Source organism: Streptomyces afghaniensis, assembly GCF_044327915.1.
Lineage (GTDB): Bacteria > Actinomycetota > Actinomycetes > Streptomycetales > Streptomycetaceae > Streptomyces > Streptomyces afghaniensis.
Window position 1 is genome coordinate 825,189 of sequence record NZ_JBIRGJ010000002.1, and the last position, 16,482, is coordinate 841,670.

Here is a 16,482-nt window from a genome sequence, read left to right on the forward strand (position 1 = left end):
TGCGGGGGGCGCGGGGCGCCCCCGCGGGGGGGGGGGGGGGGGGGGGGGGGGGGGGGGGGGGGGGGGGGGGGGGGGGGGGGGGGGGCCCCGGGGGGGGGGGGGGCCCCCCCGGCGGGCCCCCCACCACGCTGCAGATCACTGATCAGGAATCGGCGAGAGAGGTGTCGACTCCCGCGTAGGTCGCCCACAGCAGGCAGCACGCGTTGCTTCCGCCGCCGACGTTGTCGAGCTGGAAGAAGTAGTCCGACTCCTGGGGCAGGCCGTTGTACTCGCCCCGGCTCGCGTAGGTCGAGCCGTTGAAGCAGTTGGTGAACGTCTTCTCACCGTAGAAGTCGTTGGACGACAGCGCGTCGTAGTCCCACAGCTCGACCCCGGTGGTCTTGCTGCCACCCTGCACGGTGCAACCCTTGAAGATGATCTCCGAGTAGCTCTCGTCCGCCCAGTAGCGGGACTGGCCGTTGCTGCCGCCGCCGTCCGTCCACGAGTTGATGCTGCTCGACCAGTTGGCCCAGGCACCAGAGGACAACGCGAGGGTGAAGGCTGACGCCATGGCGATCACGGCGGACGCGCGCTTGGAGGATCTGCCCGACATGCGGGAACTCCGAATCTCCCACCCGATGCGGCCCCCCATGAGGCCTGTCCACATCAGGCGAGGCGTGGAAGCTATCGAACAGATGATCTTTAAGTCAATGTGGCGTAAAAATCTTGTGCCTCTCGCCGCCGGTCCGGGAAGGCCAGGTGAAGGGTATGGCCGGCCTGCGCGAATGGGGTGATCCGCGTGGTCGCGCACAGCGGTTCGCGAAGGAATCGCCAGGTCCCGCGGGTGGCGACGGCGGTCCGGCATCGCGGTCGCAGCGGCCGGCCGCACGATGATCCGGCTCGGACAGTGACGGAGTGGCAGGTGATCCAGACCTCCTGAAGCACCGGCTCCGGCGAGGCCGACCGCAGCATTTCGGCCTCTCCCGGTTTTTCGCGAACTTCCAGCTGTGGTAAGGGAGTTCAGTCCCCCAGCGCTCGCCAAGCAGGGCTGCTAGTAGAGTAGGCAGCGCTGTGGGCCCGTACCCCAGCTGGCAAGAGGGCGCCGGTTTAGGTCCGGTGTGTCGTGGGTTCGAGTCCCACCGGGCTCATTCAGGAAGGGCGCACCACTCTTGGTGGGGCGCCCTTCGCCATGCCGTCAGCCGAGCAGTTCCCGCACCACCGGCACCAGCGCCCGGAACGCCTGTCCCCGGTGGCTGATCGCGTTCTTCTCCTGGGGGGTCAGTTCCGCACAGGTCCGCGTCTCCCCCTCCGGCTGGAGGATCGGGTCGTAACCGAAGCCCCCCGAGCCCGTGGGCTCGTGGCGCAGGACGCCCCGCAGCCGGCCTTCCACCACCCGCTCCGTGCCATCCGGCAGGGCCAGCGCCGCCGCGCAGGCGAAGTGGGCGCCGCGGTGTTCGTCGGCGATGTCCGAGAGCTGGGCGAGGAGCAGGTCGAGGTTGGCCTTGTCGTCGCCGTGGTGGCCGGACCAGCGGGCGGAGAAGATGCCGGGGGCGCCGTTCAGAACGTCGACGCAGAGGCCGGAGTCGTCGGCGACGGCCGGGAGCCCCGTCGCCCGGGCCAGGGCGTGGGCCTTCAGCAGCGCGTTCTCCGCGAAGGTGACGCCGGTTTCCTTGACGTCGGGGATGTCCGGGTAGGCGTCGGCGCCGACGAGTTCGTGGGGAAGGCCGGCTTCGGCGAGGATCGCGCGGAGCTCGGTGATCTTTCCGGCGTTACGGGTGGCGAGGATCAGGCGGGTCATGGACCCAACAGTATTCGGCGCCCCGAAAGGGGCGCGGGGAACTGCGCGAGCAACCACGACACACCCGCAGCCGGCGCGGCGCTACGGCGTGCAGACCTTGGTCAGTTCTCCCGCCGCGTCCGTGACCGGGCTGATGTCGGGCGTCTCGTCGCCGTTCTTGACCGCCGTACGGACGTTGCCGACAGCCTGGTTGAGGTCGTCGACGGCCTTGTTGACATCCGCGTTGTCGGTCTTGTCGCCGATCTTGTCCAGGTTCTTGTCGATGGAGTCGAGGGACTCGTCGAGCTGCGTCGGGTCGTTCGCGGCGTTGTCCACGGCCTGCTGGAGTTCCGTGACGCTGTCGGCGATGGCGTCGGCGGTCTGGACGCAGTCCAGCGCCTTGTCGACGGCGGCGCAGCCGGTGGTGAGTCCGGCGGTCAGCGCGACGGCCGCCAGAGTGGCGGCGACGGCTGCGGTGCGGCGTCGGCGGCTCGCGGCCATGGAACGGTCCCTCTCGTCGGTCGGGCCGGGCGGCCCGTGTGGCTGGCCGGACGCACAGGGATGAGCCGTGCGCCCGTACTCCTTCAGACGCGAGTGTGCTCGGCACGGTTGCCCGTGCCGAGCACCTGTCTTGGCGCGCCCTTTACTTTTCGAGGACGGTATCAAGCGCCGTGCGCTGGTGGGCGGCGAGTTCCGTGCAGCCTGCGACGGCGAGGTCCAGGAGGGCGTTGAGTTCGTCGCGGGCGAAGGGTTCGGCCTCGGCGGTGCCCTGGACCTCGACGAAGCGGCCGTCGCCGGTGCAGACGACGTTCATGTCGGTGTCGGCCTTGACGTCCTCCTCGTAGCAGAGGTCGAGGAGGGGGACGCCGCCGACGATGCCGACGGAGACGGCGCTGACGGTGCCGGTCAGGGGCTGACGGCCGGCCTTGATCAGCTTCTTGCGCTGGGCCCAGGCGACGGCGTCCGCCAGTGCCACGTAGGCGCCGGTGATGGCCGCCGTGCGGGTGCCGCCGTCGGCCTGGAGGACGTCGCAGTCGAGGACGATGGTGTTCTCGCCGAGTGCCTTGTAGTCGATGACGGCGCGCAGCGAGCGGCCGATGAGGCGGCTGATCTCGTGGGTACGGCCGCCGATGCGGCCCTTGACGGACTCGCGGTCGCCGCGGGTGTTGGTGGAGCGGGGCAGCATGGAGTACTCGGCGGTGACCCAGCCTTCACCGCTGCCCTTGCGCCAGCGCGGGACGCCTTCGGTGACGGAGGCGGTGCAGAAGACCTTGGTGTCGCCGAAGGAGACCAGGACGGAGCCTTCGGCGTGCTTGCTCCAGCCGCGTTCGATGGTGATCGGGCGGAGTTGCTGGGGGGTGCGGCCGTCGATTCGAGACATGCCGCTGAGCCTATCCGTACATACGGAAGGGGCCCCTCCCGCGGTGGAAAGGGGCCCTCACGACTGATCTCGCGGGTCCGTCAGGGGGTGAAGCCCGGGACGATCCCCGCACTTCACATCAGGTCTTCGATCTCCGCGGCGATGGGGTCGGCGTCGGTGCCGATGACGACCTGGATCGCGGTGCCCATCTTGACGACGCCGTGGGCGCCGGCGGCCTTCAGGGCGGCCTCGTCGACCTTGGCGGGGTCCACGACCTCGGTCCGCAGGCGGGTGATGCAGCCCTCGACCTCTTCGATGTTGTCGATGCCGCCGAGCCCGGCAACGATCTTCTCAGCCTTGGTGGCCATGTTCGTTCTCCCTGATCGAACCGCTTTGTCGCAGTAACCCACAGTTGGGGCAACAGGTCTACACCACGAGCCCGCCTCTCCACAAAGGGGCCGGGAGCCGCAGCCTCCAGTTCGTCACAGCGGGCGGAATTGGCGGGTTCCACTCGTTCGGCCTACCGTGCTACAACTGGTCTACACCACTCACTGGTGGAGGTCGCGCGGTGGAGACCGCGTTCCCCTTTTGAGACGCCGCCGTCCCCCGTCGAACCCTTCCTGGGCGGCGCCGTGCCCCATGGAGGAAGTTCATGTCCACAGCCACAGCCGCGCCCGCGAGCCCGAAGAAGGGTTCTGCGGTGATGGCGGTCCTGCAGCGTATCGGCCGCAGCCTCATGCTGCCCGTCGCCGTCCTGCCGGCCGCCGCCCTCCTCGTCCGCCTCGGCAACACCGACATGCTGGGGCGGGAGTCGTTCCCGGAGTTCATCACCAAGATCGCGGGCTTCATGACCGCGGGCGGCAACGCGATCCTCGACAACATGCCGCTGCTGTTCGCCGTGGGCATCGCGATCGGCTTCGCGAAGAAGTCGGACGGCTCGACCGCTCTCGCCGCCGTCGTCGGCTACCTCGTCTTCAAGAACGTGCTGGCCACGTTCACCGACCCGAACCTGCCCAAGGTGGCAACGGCGGTCGACGGCAAGGTCGTCATGACGGACGCGCCGGTGGACGCCAAGGTGCTCGGCGGTGTGGTGATGGGCCTCGTCGTCGCCCTGCTCTACCAGCGCTTCTACCGCACCAAGCTGCCCGACTGGGCGGGCTTCTTCGGCGGTCGCCGCCTGGTCCCGATCCTGTCCGCCTTCGCGGGCCTGGTCATCGGCATCGTCTTCGGCTACATCTGGCCGGTCCTCGGCACGGCCCTGCACAACTTCGGCGAGTGGCTGGTGGGCTCCGGGGCCGTCGGCGCGGGCATCTTCGGTGTCGCCAACCGCGCGCTGATCCCGATCGGCATGCACCACCTGCTGAACTCCTTCCCCTGGTTCCAGGCCGGCACCTACGAGGGCAAGAGCGGCGACATCGCCCGGTTCCTGGCGGGCGACCCGAGCGCCGGACAGTTCATGACCGGCTTCTTCCCGATCATGATGTTCGCCCTGCCGGCCGCGTGCCTGGCGATCGTGCACTGCGCCCGGCCCGAGCGCCGCAAGGTCGTCGGCGGCATGATGATCTCCCTCGCGCTGACCTCGTTCGTCACGGGCGTCACCGAGCCGATCGAGTTCACCTTCATGTTCATCGCCCCGGTGCTGTACGCGATCCACGCCGTGCTCACCGGTGTCTCGATGGCGCTGACCTGGGCCCTGGGGATGAAGGACGGCTTCGGCTTCTCGGCCGGCGCGGTGGACTTCTTCCTGAACCTGGGCATCGCGACCAACCCATGGGGCCTGGCCCTGGTGGGCCTGTGCTTCGCGGCGGTCTACTACGTGGTCTTCCGCTTCGCGATCACCAAGTTCAACCTGCCGACGCCGGGCCGCGAGTCCGACGAGGAACTCGCCGAGCTCCAGAAGGCGGAGGCGAAGTAGCCCGCACATGGCGAAGGCCCCGGAACCGCTTCGGTTCCGGGGCCTCTTCGTGCTCGGGTGCTCAGATCTCGTACGTCTGCCGGGGTGCCGCGAGGTCCACGGGACCGTCGTACACCGCGCGGGCGTCGGCGAGGTTGGCCTGCGGGTCCGTCCACGGCGGGATGTGGGTGAGGACCAGACGCCGGGCACCTGCCCGGGCCGCCGTCTCGCCCGCCTCGCGGCCGTTGAGGTGCAGGTCGGGGATGTTCTCCTTGCCGTGCGTGAACGCCGCCTCGCACAGGAACAGGTCGGCGTCCCGGGCGAGTTCGTCCAGGGCGGGGCTCACGCCGGTGTCGCCGGAGTACGTCAGGACCTTGCCGTCGTGTTCGACGCGGATGCCGTAGGCCTCCACGGGGTGGGCCACGCGCTCGGTGTGCACCGTGAACGGGCCGATCTCGAAGGTGGACGGCTTGACCGTGTGGAAGTCGAAGACCTCGCTCATGGAGGAGGCGGAGGGGGTGTCCGCGTAGGCGGTGGTCAGCCGGTGTTCCGTGCCTTCCGGTCCGAAGACGGGGAGCGGATCGCAGCGGCCGCCGTCGTGGCGGTAGTAACGCGCGACGAAGTACGCGCACATGTCGATGCAGTGGTCGGCGTGCAGGTGGCTGAGGAAGATCGCGTCGAGGTCGTAGAGACCGCAGTGGCGCTGCAACTCGCCCAGGGCACCGTTGCCCATGTCGAGAAGCAGCCGGAAGCCGTCGGCCTCGACGAGGTAGCTCGAGCAGGCCGATTCCGCGGACGGGAACGACCCCGAGCAGCCGACGACGGTGAGCTTCATGAAGCAGAAACCTCCGCTGGCGGGAATGTCTGAGAGGGGCGTCGGGGGTCGTGCGGTGCGTCGAGCGTAAGGCGCAAAACCTCCGGTCGCTCCTCCGCCAAGGGCTGTTGTGGGCGAACTCACCTGTGCTGTCACCGGTTCGGCTGGCAACGCCGGGGGTGATCCTCGGGAGAAGGGCGCGGGGGAGGCGATGGCGCCGGTAACGTCTCAGTATGGACACGTCCTGGTGGCTGGCGCTCGCCGCGGTGGTACTGCTCGCGCTCGTCGCAACGCTCGTCGACGGCTGGGGGCGGCGGTCGTCGGCGCGGCGGGGCCGGACCGCGGCCGGGACCGCCGCGGTGGCGGGGCAGCCGCAGCCGGCGGAGATCTGGTGGGCGGACGTCCCCTACGAGGACGAGGCGCGCACGAAGGACCGGCCGTGTCTGGTGCTGGCGGTGCGCGGGGAGCGGGCGACCGTCGCGAAGATCACCACCCGGTTCCGGCACGAGCGCACCGGTGTGATCCCCCTCCCGCCGGGCACGGTCGGCGACCCCCAGGGCCGCGCGAGCTTCCTGGAGACGGACGAGCTGCGGGAGGTCCCGGTGTGGGGCTTCCGGCGACGGGTCGGGGTGGTGGACCCGACGCTGTGGGACCAGGTGCGGTACCTGACCGGCTGACAGCCGGATCAGCCGGAAACCCGGAAGGGCCGGAAACCAAAAGGGCCGGAGTTCTCGCTCCGGCCCTTCTCGTGTGGTCTGCCGTCGGGTTACGCCCAGAGCTGGCCCTGGAGCGTCTCGATGGCCTCTTCCGTCGTGGCCGCCGTGTAGACGCCCGTCGACAGGTACTTCCAGCCGCCGTCGGCGACGACGAAGACGATGTCGGCCGGCTCACCGGCCGCCACGGCCTTCTTGCCCACGCCGAGCGCGGCGTGCAGCGCGGCGCCCGTCGAGACGCCGGCGAAGATGCCCTCCTGCTGGAGCAGCTCGCGGGTGCGGGTGACCGCGTCCGCCGAGCCGACCGAGAAGCGGCTGGTGAGGACCGACGCGTCGTACAGCTCGGGGACGAAGCCCTCGTCGAGGTTGCGCAGGCCGTAGACCAGGTCGTCGTAGCGCGGTTCGGCGGCGACGATCTGGACGTCCGGCTTGTGCTCGCGCAGGTAGCGGCCCACGCCCATGAGCGTGCCGGTGGTGCCGAGGCCGGCCACGAAATGGGTGATCGAGGGCAGGTCCGCGAGGATCTCGGGGCCCGTCGTCGCGTAGTGGGCGCCCGCGTTGTCCGGGTTGCCGTACTGGTAGAGCATCACCCAGTCCGGGTGCTCGGCCGAGAGCTCCTTGGCGACGCGCACCGCGGTGTTGGAGCCACCCGCCGCCGGGGAGGAGATGATCTCGGCGCCCCACATGGCCAGCAGGTCACGCCGTTCCTGCGAGGTGTTCTCCGGCATCACGCACACGATGCGGTAGCCCTTGAGCTTCGCCGCCATGGCGAGCGAGATGCCGGTGTTGCCGGACGTCGGCTCCAGGATGGTGCAACCCGGCGTCAGGCGGCCGTCCTTCTCCGCCTGCTCGATCATGTGCAGGGCCGGGCGGTCCTTGACCGACCCGGTCGGGTTGCGGTCCTCCAGCTTCGCCCAGACACGGACGTCGGCGGACGGCGACAGCCGCGGCAGGCGCACCAGGGGGGTGTTGCCGACCGCGGCCAGGGGTGAGTCGTAGCGCATCGGTGATCAGACCATGCCGCCGGCCACGGCCGGCAGGATCGTGACGTTGTCGCCGTCCGTCAGCTTGGTCTTGATGCCGTCGAGGAAGCGCACGTCCTCGTCGTTCAGGTAGACGTTGACGAAACGGCGCAGCTGGTCGCCGTCGACGATGCGGGCCTGGATGCCGGCGTGCCGCGTCTCGAGGTCGGCGAACAGCTCGGCGAGGGTGTCACCGCTGCCCTCCACCGCCTTCTGACCGTCGGTGTACTGGCGGAGGATGGTCGGGATGCGGACCTCGATGGCCATGGCTCAGGGCTCCTGTCGGGAGTAGTCAGTCGGGCGCGCGGCAGCGCAGGAACAGCGGGATGGTGCGTGTGTGCAGCGCCGCGGCTCACGGCCGTACGGCGGCAGGGATCGGCGTCAACAGATGGCGCTGGCGAGCCTGCACAGGTCGACGTGCAGCCGCGCGACGAGCAGCGTGCCCGGCGTCTTGTCGCTCACGTCGTGGAAAACCATGCGCTCATCGTATCGATTCCCGGTCCGGGTACTGGAATGTGATCCCACATCTCGGACGATTTCGGGCCGGAGAGTGAGACCGCCCTGTTCAGCCCCGTGCAGACCTCTCAGTACGCCTCGACGATCTGGACCTCCTCCTCCGTGACCTCGCCCTCAACGATCCGGAACGAGCGGAACTGGAACTCGCCGGCCCCGTCGGTGTCGGCCGTGGAGACGAGGACGTAGTGCGCGCCGGGCTCGTTCGCGTACGAGATGTCGGTGCGCGAGGGGTAGGCCTCGGTCGCCGTGTGGGAGTGGTAGATCACCACCGGCTCCTCGTCGCGGTCGTCCATCTCGCGGTAGAGCTTGAGCAGGTCGCCGGAGTCGAACTCGTAGAACGTGGGTGACATGGCCGCGTTCAGCATCGGGATGAAGCGCTCGGGGCGGTCCGAGCCCGCGGGGCCCGCGATCACGCCGCACGCCTCGTCGGGGTGGTCCTTGCGCGCGTGGGCGACGATCTGGTCGACGAGGGCCTGGGTGATGGTCAGCATGCTCGTCAGGATAAGCAGAAGGGCCGTTCCGTACCGATGGATGGTACGGAACGGCCCACATGCCGGACGTCCTGAGCGGCAGCCGCCGGGGGCGCCACGAGTGCTCCCGGCGGCTGGACGTCCTTGCGGGTTGGTCAGCCGACCTTCTCGAACTCCGCGTCGCGGCGTTCGGCGATCTGCGGGTTGCGGCTCTTGAGGATCGCCCAGCCGATGGCCAGGGCGACGGCCCAGCCGGCCGCGACGTACAGGCAGATCCGCGCGTCCTTGTCGTACGCGATCATGCAGGTCACGCCGATGAGGAAGAGGAGCGCGACCCAGCTGAAGAGCGCTCCGCCGGGAGCGGGGAAGGACGAGGCGCGCAGCCGGCCCGCGTCGACCGCGGCGCGGTAGCGGATGTGGCTGACGAGGATCATCATCCAGGTCCAGATGCCGGCCGCGGTGGCGACGGAGGTGACGTAGAGGAACGCCTTCTCCGGGACGACGTAGTTCAGGACGACGCCGATGCCCATGAGCGCCACGGAGACCGTGATGCCGACGGCGGGCGTCTTGCGGGCGTTGAGCTTGCCGAACGCCTGCGGCGCCTCACTGTTGGCGGCCAGGTCGCGCAGCATCCGGCCGGTGGAGTACATGCCCGAGTTGCAGGACGACAGGGCCGCGGTGAGCACCACGAAGTTGACGATGCCCGCGGCGAGCGGGATGCCGATCTCGCCGAAGGCGTGCACGAAGGGGCTCTCGCCGGCGGAGAACTCGGTCCACTTGACCACGGAGAGGATCACCAGCAGCGCGCCGACGTAGAAGACGATGATGCGCCAGGGCAGCGTGTTGATGGCCTTGGGCAGGGTCTTCTCGGGGTTCTCGGACTCGCCCGCGGTGACGCCGACGAGCTCGACGGCGAGGTAGGCGAACATGACGCCCTGGAGCGTCATCAGGCTGGAGCCGATGCCGTTCGGGAAGAAGCCGTCGTGCGACCAAAGGTTGGAGACGGCGGCGGTGTCACCGGCGTCGGAGAAGCCGAGGGTGAGCACGCCGAGGCCGATGACGATCATGCCGATGATGGCCGTGACCTTGATCATCGAGAACCAGAACTCGACCTCGCCGAAGATCTTGACGGAGATCAGGTTGACGCCGAAGAGCACCACCAGGAACACCAGGGCGCTGACCCACTGCGGGATCTCCGGGAACCAGAAGTGGATGTAGATCGCGGCGGCCGTGAGCTCGGCCATGCCGGTGACCACCCACATGAGCCAGTACGTCCAGCCCGTGACGAACCCGAAGAACGGGCCGAGGAACTCGCGGGCGTACTCGGCGAAGGAGCCGGAGACGGGCCGGTACAGGAGCAGTTCGCCCAGCGCCCGCATGATGAAGAAGATGACGACGCCCGCGAGGGCGTACATGAGGATGATGCTGGGGCCGGCCTTGGCGATGTTCGCTCCGGCACCCATGAACAGGCCGACGCCGATGGCGCCGCCGATGGCGATCATCTGGACCTGGCGGCTGCCGAGGCCGCGCTCGTACCCCTCTTCGGGCACGTTTTCCGTGTCGACCTGCGCAGAGGTCATGTGTGGTGCGCCTTTCTCCATGCCGACCCGGACCTTCGTCGGCCTCGGATCGGGTCTCGATCCCCCCGGATAAATGGAGCGGTGCCTGGCCGACGGTTGTCGGCTCGGTGGCGCACCCGGCCGGACATTCGGGTGGTGTCGGCCGGGCGGTCGTGAAGATTTATCACGGCCGCAATACTGATCACAGGGGCGCGATGTGGCGCACCACACAGGTAAACCGGACAAAGCGCACCCGAAAGAGGCCATAGGAGGCGGGTGCGGTGACGCGATCGTTATCCGGATTTGAGTGTCCTCTGAGCGAACACCGATCGGTCACCCGGCAGTCACAGAACCTGCACGGATCAGGGCATAAGGGTTCCGACCAGCGTCTCCTGGAGTCCACCCAGCCACAGGTAGGCCATCACCATCGGCTTGCGCGGGTCGTCGTCCGGGAGGCGGTAGAGCAGATCGGTGTCCTCGTCGTCGGTGATCTCCAGCCGCGAGCCGATCGCGAGCCGCAGGTCGTTCAGGGCGCTCAGCCACCGCTGTGACTCCTCCACCGACAGCTTCAGCACCGCGCCGCCCTCGCCGGCCGAGGCCGAGGAGAGCGCGTCCAGGGAGCGGATCACCGCGAGGGCGTTGTCCCGCTTGCCGGCCCGCAGGTCGTTCTCGGTGTAGCGGCGGAACTCGGCGGAGTACGCCCGCTGCTCCTCGGCGTCCCGGGGCGAGGCGGGCTGCTCGGGGTCGCTGTAGGCGTCCGGGAACAGGCGCCTCAGCACCGGGTCGGCGGGCGGCTCGCTCGGGCCTTCCGCGAACAGCTCGGCGAGCGGGTCCTCGGGGGCGTCCTCGGCGGGGCCGGGGCCGATGAGTTCCAGGAGCTGGACGGCCAGCGACCGGATGATGGAGATCTCGACGTCGTCGAGGGCGACGGCCGCGCCGCCGCCGGGAAGCGGTTCGAAGGTTCCGGGCATGAACGCCTTTTCGCTGCTGGGCGGGGAGCTGGCTACTTGCGGTCCTGCTGGAGGGTGGCCCACAGGCCGTAGCCGTGCATGGCCTGCACGTCGCGTTCCATCTCCTCGCGGCTGCCGCTGGAGACGACCGCCCGGCCCTTGTGGTGGACGTCGAGCATGAGCTTGGTGGCCTTGTCCTTGGAGTAGCCGAAGTACGCCTGGAAGACGTACGTCACATAGCTCATGAGGTTGACCGGGTCGTTGTGGACGATGGTGACCCAGGGGAGGTCCGGCTCCGGTACGGCGAAAACCTCCTCCGCCGACTCGGTCCGTTCGATCTCCAGGGGCGCGGGTGACGTCACACTGCCCATGCTGCCACCCGAGGGGGGTAGTCGCACAAATGGGCCTGGAAACCGGGGACCTTGATGAAAATCGTCAAACTGACGAAATGGGGGTACGATCCCGCTCATGAACACAGCGGACCTTGGGCTGCCGGTGGATGTTCCCTCGACGGCGCTCTTCACGGACCAGTACGAGCTGACGATGCTGCGGGCCGCCCTGGAGGCGGGCACGGCCGAGCGGCGGAGCGTCTTCGAGGTCTTCACCCGGCGCCTGCCGAACGGGCGCCGCTACGGCGTCGTGGCGGGCACCGGACGGGTGCTGGACGCGGTGGAGAACTTCCGTTTCGACGCGGGCGTGCTCGACTTCCTGCGCGAGCGCGAGATCGTCGGCGGGGAAACCCTCGAATGGCTCGCCGGCTACCGCTTCAGCGGGGACATCTGGGGCTACCCCGAGGGCGAGGTGTACTTCCCGGGCTCGCCGATCATGCGGGTCGAGGGCACCTTCGCCGAGTGCGTGCTGCTGGAGACCGTGATCCTTTCGATCCTCAACCACGACTCGGCGATCGCCGCGGCCGCCTCGCGCATGTCGTCGGCCGCCGGGGACCGGCCCCTGATCGAGATGGGCGCCCGGCGCACGCACGAGCTGGCGGCGGTGGCGGCGTCCCGGGCCGCGTACGTGGGCGGTTTCGCGACCACCTCGGACCTGGCCGCCGGGTTCCGCTACGGCATCCCCACCGTCGGCACCTCCGCCCACGCCTTCACCCTGCTGCACGACAGCGAGCGGGACGCCTTCCAAGCCCAGGTGAACACGCTGGGGCGGGGCACGACGCTGCTGGTGGACACGTACGACGTCGCCGAGGCGGTCCGTACGGCCGTGGAGGTCGCCGGACCCGGGCTCGGGGCCGTGCGGATCGACTCCGGTGATCTGCTGCTGGTGGCGCACCGGGTGCGGCAGCAGCTGGACGAGCTGGGCGCGGCCGACACGAAGATCATCGTGACCTCGGACCTGGACGAGTACGCGATCGCCTCGCTCGCGGCGGCGCCCGTGGACGCGTACGGCGTCGGTACGCAGCTGGTGACCGGGTCCGGGCACCCGACGTCCTCGATGGTCTACAAGCTGGTCGCGCGGGCCGAGTCCGCGGAGCCGGACGCGCCGCTGGTGCCGGTGGCGAAGAAGTCGAGCGGGGGCAAGACGTCCGTGGGCGGGCGCAAGTGGGCCGCGCGGCGGCTGGACTCCTACGGGGTCGCCGAGGCCGAGGTGATCGGCACGGGGCCGGTGCCGGCGGAGCTCGCGGACCGGCAGCTGCTGGTGGAGCTGGTCAAGGGCGGCGAGGTCGTCGCCCGTGAGCCGCTGGACGCGGCGCGGGACCGGCACACGGCGGCGCGTGCGGGGCTCCCGATGTCGGCCACGCAACTCTCGCGCGGGGAGCCCGTCCTTCCGACGGAGTACGCGCACGGTGCCTCGGGTAGCTAATTGCGGTGTGCCGCGATGCGCCGACTCGTGCCCCCTCCCGTCTCCTCCTCCATGTCAATAGGCTCGGAAGCGCACCGGCCGGGCTTGCCGACCTCATAGCCGAAGGACACCGACCATGCGCCGCGCCTTGATCGTCGTAGACGTGCAGAACGACTTCTGCGAGGGGGGCAGCCTCGCGGTGGCCGGCGGTGCCGACGTGGCTGCCGCCGTCACCGAGCTGATCGGCCAGGCGGCCGGGTCCGGCTACCAGCACGTCGTGGCCACCCGCGATCACCACATCGCTCCCGGCGGCCACTTCTCCGCCAACCCCGACTTCGTCCGCTCCTGGCCCGCGCACTGCGTCGCCGGCACGGAGGGCGTCGGCTTCCACCCGAACTTCGCCCCCGCCGTCGCGTCCGGATCCATCGACGCCGTGTTCGACAAGGGCGCGTACGCGGCGGCGTACAGCGGCTTCGAGGGCACGGACGAGAACGGCACGCCCCTGGCCGACTGGCTCCGTTCCCGTGAGGTCACCGAGGTCGACGTGGTCGGCATCGCCACGGACCACTGCGTACGCGCCACGGCCCTGGACGCCGCGAAGGAGGGCTTCCGCACCCATGTCCTCCTCGACCTCACGGCGGGCGTGGCCCAGGAGACCACCGAGCGCGCCCTGGAGGAGCTGCGCGAGGCCGGCGTGGAGCTGTCGGGCAAGCCGGTCGTCCAGTGACCCGGTAGCGCCCGGGGGTCAGGTCTGGGCCGTCGGGCGTCGCAGGAGGGCCCTGATCGGCCGCCACAGCTCCAGGGCGAGGTCCGGAGCGGCCACGACACCGTTGTCAGGGGCCGTGCGCCATATCAGGCCGTCGGGGTGGTGGAGGACGGCCGTGATCTCGTCGGGGGACGGCGGCGCGGCGTTGCCGCGCAGGTAGACCGCGCGCAGGCCGAGGTTGCGGAGCCTGGTCAGGGCTCGGGCGCGGTTCGCCGCGTGGACGAGTACGCGGACGGAGCCGGGGCCGTCGGTGGCGGGGCTGGGCAGGTTCAGCGCCACCACCACGGTGCCGTTCGGCAACTTGCAGAAGCCTCCTGCGGCCATGCGGTCATACCCCCGTGTCGGTCGGTGCGTCGGTCGGTGTCAATAAGAGAACCACAGGACGCACCTAAACACGGATCGGCGGCGACCCGCCAGGGGGTCGCCGCCGATCATGCTCTGACCTGCGAAAATGCGTTTTACTTCGCTGCGGGGCCTACTTCGAGCTCGATCGTCGAGCCGTCCTTGGCCTCCTTGATGATCTTGATCTTGGTGTTGGTGTCAGTGATCTTGACGCCGGCGGTCTTGTTCGTCTCGTCGTAGTAGGTGTTCACCCGGTCGTTGAAGACCGACACCCCCTTCGACGACGGGATGCGCGTCGCGACGTCCGCGTTGTGCAGCTCGATGCCGTCCGTGCGGTACAGGCTGAACGGCGAGTCGTAGGACTGGATGCGGTTGCGCATCAGCGTGCCGTCGGTCCACTTCAGCGGCTTCGGGTGCGAGTCGACCGGCAGCAGCAGACCCGAGCCCGGGTGGACGCTGGTGTTGTTGTCCGCCTGGGAGGTGTCCCACTTCCAGATCAACAGACCGTTCTGGTACGGGTAGTGCTCCACCCAGTCCGGACGGGTCTTGGAGAAGCCGAAGTTGTACGGGCCGACCTTGAGGGTCTTGTCGTACGACACGTACTGGCGGTTCTCCGCGAGGTAGTACTGCGCGTAGTCCTTGGTGAAGGACGCGCCCATGCGGGAGAAGCCGGCCGCCTTCCAGGCCGCGTCCGCGGACTCGGCGTCGTCGGAGAAGACCGCGGCGCCGTCGGCGGTCACGGTGATGCGGTCGGCCGTGAAGCCCTTCTGGGCCACGCCGCCGTCGGTCTGGTAGCGGAAGCGCAGGTCGATCTTCTTGCCCGCGTAGGCGTCCAGCGGGAACGCCAGCTTCTTGTACGCGCCGGAGGTGCCGGTCAGGGCAGGCTTGTCGCTGCCGTCACGCGGGAGCGGCTGGCCGTCCACCGTGCCGTCGAGCGCCGTCCAGTTGGCGCCGCCGTCGGTCGACACCTCGGTGTAGAGGTAGTCGTAGTTGGCCTCGATGTCGTACCAGCCGTCGAGCGTCAGGGACGCCGACTTCTTGCCGGTGAGGTCGACCGAACGGGCCAGCGTGTTCTTGAGGTTGTCGCCGCTGCCGCTCCACCACTGCTTCGAGCCCTGCGCGGGCGCCACGATCTCGGTGGTGACCTTCTTCTTGGGCAGCTCGACCACGAGGCCCTGCTTGTGCTTCGTGTTGTACTCGGCGACGCCCAGCTTGTGCCACGAGTTCGTCGCGGCCTTCGCGGTGTCGTACTTGAGCCAGCCCAGCTGGAGCTTGTCCCAGGCGGTCATGTCGCCGGGCAGGTCACCGATCTCGTTCTTGCCGGTGCCCAGCCAGGAGCCGGAGGACATCAGGGTCCAGAAGCCGGTGGAGTTCTCACCGCCGCCGGAGGTGTCGTAGTGGTCCGGCAGGCCGAGGTCGTGGCCGTACTCGTGGGCGTAGACGCCGAGTCCGCCGTTCTCCGGCTGGACGGTGTAGTCGCCGACCCAGATGCCGGTGTCGCCGATCTTCGCGCCGCCGAGCTTGTTGTCCTCGGGGCCGGTGGCGCCGGCGTCGGTGCCGAAGGCGTACCAGCGGTGGGCCCAGATCGCGTCCGTGCCCTGGGCGCCGCCGCCCGCCGACTCGTCCTCACCGGCGTGCACGACCTGGAAGTGGTCGATGTAGCCGTCGGACTCGTTGAAGTCGCCGTCGCCGTCGAAGTCGTAGCGGTCCCACTGGTCGTACTGCTTGACGTCCGCCTTGATCTCGGCGTCGGTCTTCCCAGCCGCCTTCTGCTGGGAGACCCACGCGTTCAGACCGTCGCTGACGACGTTCCACACGCTCGGGCAATTGGTGCTGCCGCACGCGTTGTTGCCGTAACGGGCCTCGTTGTAGGGGACCTTGACCCAGTCGGAGACCTCGCCCTCGACCGAGTAGCGGCCGGAGGACTGCTTCTCGTAGTACTTCTTCACCGACTCGGTGTTCTTGCCGGTGCCGAAGTAGAGGTTCTCGAAGTACTTCTGGTTGTAGTCCGCCCGCCAGGCGGTGGAGTTGTCCTTCTTGCGGTCCGGCTTGGCTATCTGGTTGTGCAGCGGGCCGGGCGTGCCGCCGAACTCGCTGGTCTTGTCGCCGAACTCGACCAGGACGGTGAAGATCTTGTCGGTCTTCTCGCGGCCGAGCTCGACGTACTTGCTGTCGCCCTTCTTGCTCTTGAGCTGGACGACCTTCGAGCCGTCACGGTTCTTCACCGTGGACTTGCCGGATATGACCTGCTTCAGGGCCTCCTGTCGCTGGGCCTCCTGGGTCTTGCTCAGCGGGCCTTCGAGGTCGTGCTCGTCGTGGTGGCGATCCGCCGGGTCGTGCCGGTCCACGGTGGTGGACCTGGGAGCGGAGGTGTCGTCGGCCTGGGCCACGCCGTATGCGGAGACGGTGGCCGTGGCCGCCGCGAGCGCCACGCCGATGGCGGCCGCTCTGAATGTCCAGGGTCTACTGGTCACTTGAGTTCCTCCCCCGCGTTCGAGCGCGCGGAAGGAAGGGGTCCTGGTCGTG

At 69.1% G+C, this 16,482-nt stretch carries 19 protein-coding genes and 1 tRNA gene; 5 read left to right on the forward strand and 15 right to left on the reverse strand.

Annotated elements, in window-relative coordinates; genetic code table 11:
* Positions 1-142 precede the first annotated feature (142 nt).
* Positions 143-592, reverse strand: a complete 450-nt coding sequence (locus tag ACH4G3_RS09925) for a hypothetical protein (protein WP_397623985.1) — start codon at positions 590-592, stop codon at positions 143-145.
* 460 nt (positions 593-1,052) lie between these two features.
* On the opposite strand from ACH4G3_RS09925, the gene ACH4G3_RS09930 reads away from it, so the two are divergent.
* Positions 1,053-1,127, forward strand: a tRNA-Leu gene (locus ACH4G3_RS09930).
* Between the two features lie 47 nt (positions 1,128-1,174).
* Here ACH4G3_RS09930 and rdgB read toward each other — a convergent pair.
* From rdgB to ACH4G3_RS09950, 4 genes are all read right to left on the reverse strand, one after another.
* Complete coding sequence (rdgB, locus tag ACH4G3_RS09935) at positions 1,175-1,777, reverse strand: RdgB/HAM1 family non-canonical purine NTP pyrophosphatase (RefSeq protein ID WP_397623986.1); 603 nt, start codon at positions 1,775-1,777, stop codon at positions 1,175-1,177.
* 81 nt (positions 1,778-1,858) lie between these two features.
* Positions 1,859-2,257: a hypothetical protein gene (locus ACH4G3_RS09940; RefSeq protein WP_010039997.1), complete on the reverse strand. Its 399-nt coding sequence runs from the start codon at positions 2,255-2,257 to the stop codon at positions 1,859-1,861.
* 142 nt (positions 2,258-2,399) lie between these two features.
* On the reverse strand, positions 2,400-3,137 hold the full coding sequence (gene rph / locus ACH4G3_RS09945) for a ribonuclease PH (protein WP_020272543.1): 738 nt from the start codon (positions 3,135-3,137) through the stop codon (positions 2,400-2,402).
* A gap of 113 nt (positions 3,138-3,250) precedes the next feature.
* Positions 3,251-3,484, reverse strand: a complete 234-nt coding sequence (locus ACH4G3_RS09950; protein ID WP_020270294.1) for a PTS sugar transporter subunit IIB — start codon at positions 3,482-3,484, stop codon at positions 3,251-3,253.
* 284 nt (positions 3,485-3,768) lie between these two features.
* On the opposite strand from ACH4G3_RS09950, the gene ACH4G3_RS09955 reads away from it, so the two are divergent.
* Positions 3,769-5,031: a PTS transporter subunit EIIC gene (locus ACH4G3_RS09955; protein WP_397623987.1), complete on the forward strand. Its 1,263-nt coding sequence runs from the start codon at positions 3,769-3,771 to the stop codon at positions 5,029-5,031.
* 61 nt (positions 5,032-5,092) lie between these two features.
* Here ACH4G3_RS09955 and ACH4G3_RS09960 read toward each other — a convergent pair whose 3' ends face one another.
* Positions 5,093-5,845 (reverse strand): MBL fold metallo-hydrolase, encoded by a 753-nt coding sequence (locus ACH4G3_RS09960; protein ID WP_010039988.1) that lies wholly within the window; start codon positions 5,843-5,845, stop codon positions 5,093-5,095.
* A gap of 212 nt (positions 5,846-6,057) precedes the next feature.
* Between ACH4G3_RS09960 and ACH4G3_RS09965 the strand changes: the two genes are divergently transcribed.
* The gene (locus tag ACH4G3_RS09965; protein ID WP_397617660.1) at positions 6,058-6,501 is read left to right on the forward strand and encodes a type II toxin-antitoxin system PemK/MazF family toxin; all 444 of its coding nucleotides are present in this window, start codon (positions 6,058-6,060) and stop codon (positions 6,499-6,501) included.
* An 89-nt stretch (positions 6,502-6,590) separates the two neighbouring features.
* Here ACH4G3_RS09965 and ACH4G3_RS09970 read toward each other — a convergent pair whose 3' ends face one another.
* From ACH4G3_RS09970 to clpS, 7 genes are all read right to left on the reverse strand, one after another.
* On the reverse strand, positions 6,591-7,541 hold the full coding sequence (locus ACH4G3_RS09970) for a PLP-dependent cysteine synthase family protein (RefSeq protein ID WP_397617659.1): 951 nt from the start codon (positions 7,539-7,541) through the stop codon (positions 6,591-6,593).
* A 6-nt stretch (positions 7,542-7,547) separates the two neighbouring features.
* Positions 7,548-7,826 carry a MoaD/ThiS family protein gene (locus ACH4G3_RS09975; RefSeq protein ID WP_010039982.1) on the reverse strand — a complete coding sequence of 93 codons (279 nt, stop codon included), beginning with the start codon at positions 7,824-7,826 and terminating at the stop codon, positions 7,548-7,550.
* Between the two features lie 114 nt (positions 7,827-7,940).
* On the reverse strand, positions 7,941-8,036 hold the full coding sequence (locus tag ACH4G3_RS09980) for a putative leader peptide (protein ID WP_317926516.1): 96 nt from the start codon (positions 8,034-8,036) through the stop codon (positions 7,941-7,943).
* 107 nt (positions 8,037-8,143) lie between these two features.
* Positions 8,144-8,566: a M67 family metallopeptidase gene (locus ACH4G3_RS09985; RefSeq protein ID WP_397623988.1), complete on the reverse strand. Its 423-nt coding sequence runs from the start codon at positions 8,564-8,566 to the stop codon at positions 8,144-8,146.
* Between the two features lie 134 nt (positions 8,567-8,700).
* A complete protein-coding gene (locus tag ACH4G3_RS09990; RefSeq protein ID WP_397623989.1) occupies positions 8,701-10,125 on the reverse strand; it encodes an amino acid permease in 1,425 nt (474 codons plus the stop codon).
* 341 nt (positions 10,126-10,466) lie between these two features.
* Positions 10,467-11,075, reverse strand: a complete 609-nt coding sequence (locus tag ACH4G3_RS09995; protein ID WP_397623990.1) for a DUF2017 domain-containing protein — start codon at positions 11,073-11,075, stop codon at positions 10,467-10,469.
* A gap of 32 nt (positions 11,076-11,107) precedes the next feature.
* Positions 11,108-11,425, reverse strand: coding sequence for an ATP-dependent Clp protease adapter ClpS (clpS, locus tag ACH4G3_RS10000; protein WP_338779420.1), 318 nt, complete (start codon positions 11,423-11,425; stop codon positions 11,108-11,110).
* Positions 11,426-11,522: 97 nt separating this feature from the next.
* Between clpS and ACH4G3_RS10005 the strand changes: the two genes are divergently transcribed.
* Entirely contained in the window at positions 11,523-12,869 is a 1,347-nt protein-coding gene (locus ACH4G3_RS10005) for a nicotinate phosphoribosyltransferase (protein WP_397623991.1), read from the forward strand.
* 115 nt (positions 12,870-12,984) lie between these two features.
* Positions 12,985-13,575 carry an isochorismatase family protein gene (locus ACH4G3_RS10010; RefSeq protein ID WP_397623992.1) on the forward strand — a complete coding sequence of 197 codons (591 nt, stop codon included), beginning with the start codon at positions 12,985-12,987 and terminating at the stop codon, positions 13,573-13,575.
* 18 nt (positions 13,576-13,593) lie between these two features.
* Here ACH4G3_RS10010 and ACH4G3_RS10015 read toward each other — a convergent pair whose 3' ends face one another.
* Entirely contained in the window at positions 13,594-13,938 is a 345-nt protein-coding gene (locus ACH4G3_RS10015; RefSeq protein ID WP_397623993.1) for a hypothetical protein, read from the reverse strand.
* Between the two features lie 134 nt (positions 13,939-14,072).
* Complete coding sequence (locus tag ACH4G3_RS10020; protein WP_397623994.1) at positions 14,073-16,430, reverse strand: immune inhibitor A domain-containing protein; 2,358 nt, start codon at positions 16,428-16,430, stop codon at positions 14,073-14,075.
* Positions 16,431-16,482 lie beyond the last annotated feature (52 nt).

Coding starts and splice junctions, on each gene's coding strand:
- ACH4G3_RS09925 (WP_397623985.1), bottom strand. CDS start 592: ATGTCGGGCAGATCCTCCAAGCGCGCGTCCGCCGTGATCGCCATGGCG.
- rdgB (WP_397623986.1), bottom strand. CDS start 1,777: ATGACCCGCCTGATCCTCGCCACCCGTAACGCCGGAAAGATCACCGAG.
- ACH4G3_RS09940 (WP_010039997.1), bottom strand. CDS start 2,257: ATGGCCGCGAGCCGCCGACGCCGCACCGCAGCCGTCGCCGCCACTCTG.
- rph (WP_020272543.1), bottom strand. CDS start 3,137: ATGTCTCGAATCGACGGCCGCACCCCCCAGCAACTCCGCCCGATCACC.
- ACH4G3_RS09950 (WP_020270294.1), bottom strand. CDS start 3,484: ATGGCCACCAAGGCTGAGAAGATCGTTGCCGGGCTCGGCGGCATCGAC.
- ACH4G3_RS09955 (WP_397623987.1), top strand. CDS start 3,769: ATGTCCACAGCCACAGCCGCGCCCGCGAGCCCGAAGAAGGGTTCTGCG.
- ACH4G3_RS09960 (WP_010039988.1), bottom strand. CDS start 5,845: ATGAAGCTCACCGTCGTCGGCTGCTCGGGGTCGTTCCCGTCCGCGGAA.
- ACH4G3_RS09965 (WP_397617660.1), top strand. CDS start 6,058: ATGGACACGTCCTGGTGGCTGGCGCTCGCCGCGGTGGTACTGCTCGCG.
- ACH4G3_RS09970 (WP_397617659.1), bottom strand. CDS start 7,541: ATGCGCTACGACTCACCCCTGGCCGCGGTCGGCAACACCCCCCTGGTG.
- ACH4G3_RS09975 (WP_010039982.1), bottom strand. CDS start 7,826: ATGGCCATCGAGGTCCGCATCCCGACCATCCTCCGCCAGTACACCGAC.
- ACH4G3_RS09980 (WP_317926516.1), bottom strand. CDS start 8,036: ATGGTTTTCCACGACGTGAGCGACAAGACGCCGGGCACGCTGCTCGTC.
- ACH4G3_RS09985 (WP_397623988.1), bottom strand. CDS start 8,566: ATGCTGACCATCACCCAGGCCCTCGTCGACCAGATCGTCGCCCACGCG.
- ACH4G3_RS09990 (WP_397623989.1), bottom strand. CDS start 10,125: ATGACCTCTGCGCAGGTCGACACGGAAAACGTGCCCGAAGAGGGGTAC.
- ACH4G3_RS09995 (WP_397623990.1), bottom strand. CDS start 11,075: ATGCCCGGAACCTTCGAACCGCTTCCCGGCGGCGGCGCGGCCGTCGCC.
- clpS (WP_338779420.1), bottom strand. CDS start 11,425: ATGGGCAGTGTGACGTCACCCGCGCCCCTGGAGATCGAACGGACCGAG.
- ACH4G3_RS10005 (WP_397623991.1), top strand. CDS start 11,523: ATGAACACAGCGGACCTTGGGCTGCCGGTGGATGTTCCCTCGACGGCG.
- ACH4G3_RS10010 (WP_397623992.1), top strand. CDS start 12,985: ATGCGCCGCGCCTTGATCGTCGTAGACGTGCAGAACGACTTCTGCGAG.
- ACH4G3_RS10015 (WP_397623993.1), bottom strand. CDS start 13,938: ATGGCCGCAGGAGGCTTCTGCAAGTTGCCGAACGGCACCGTGGTGGTG.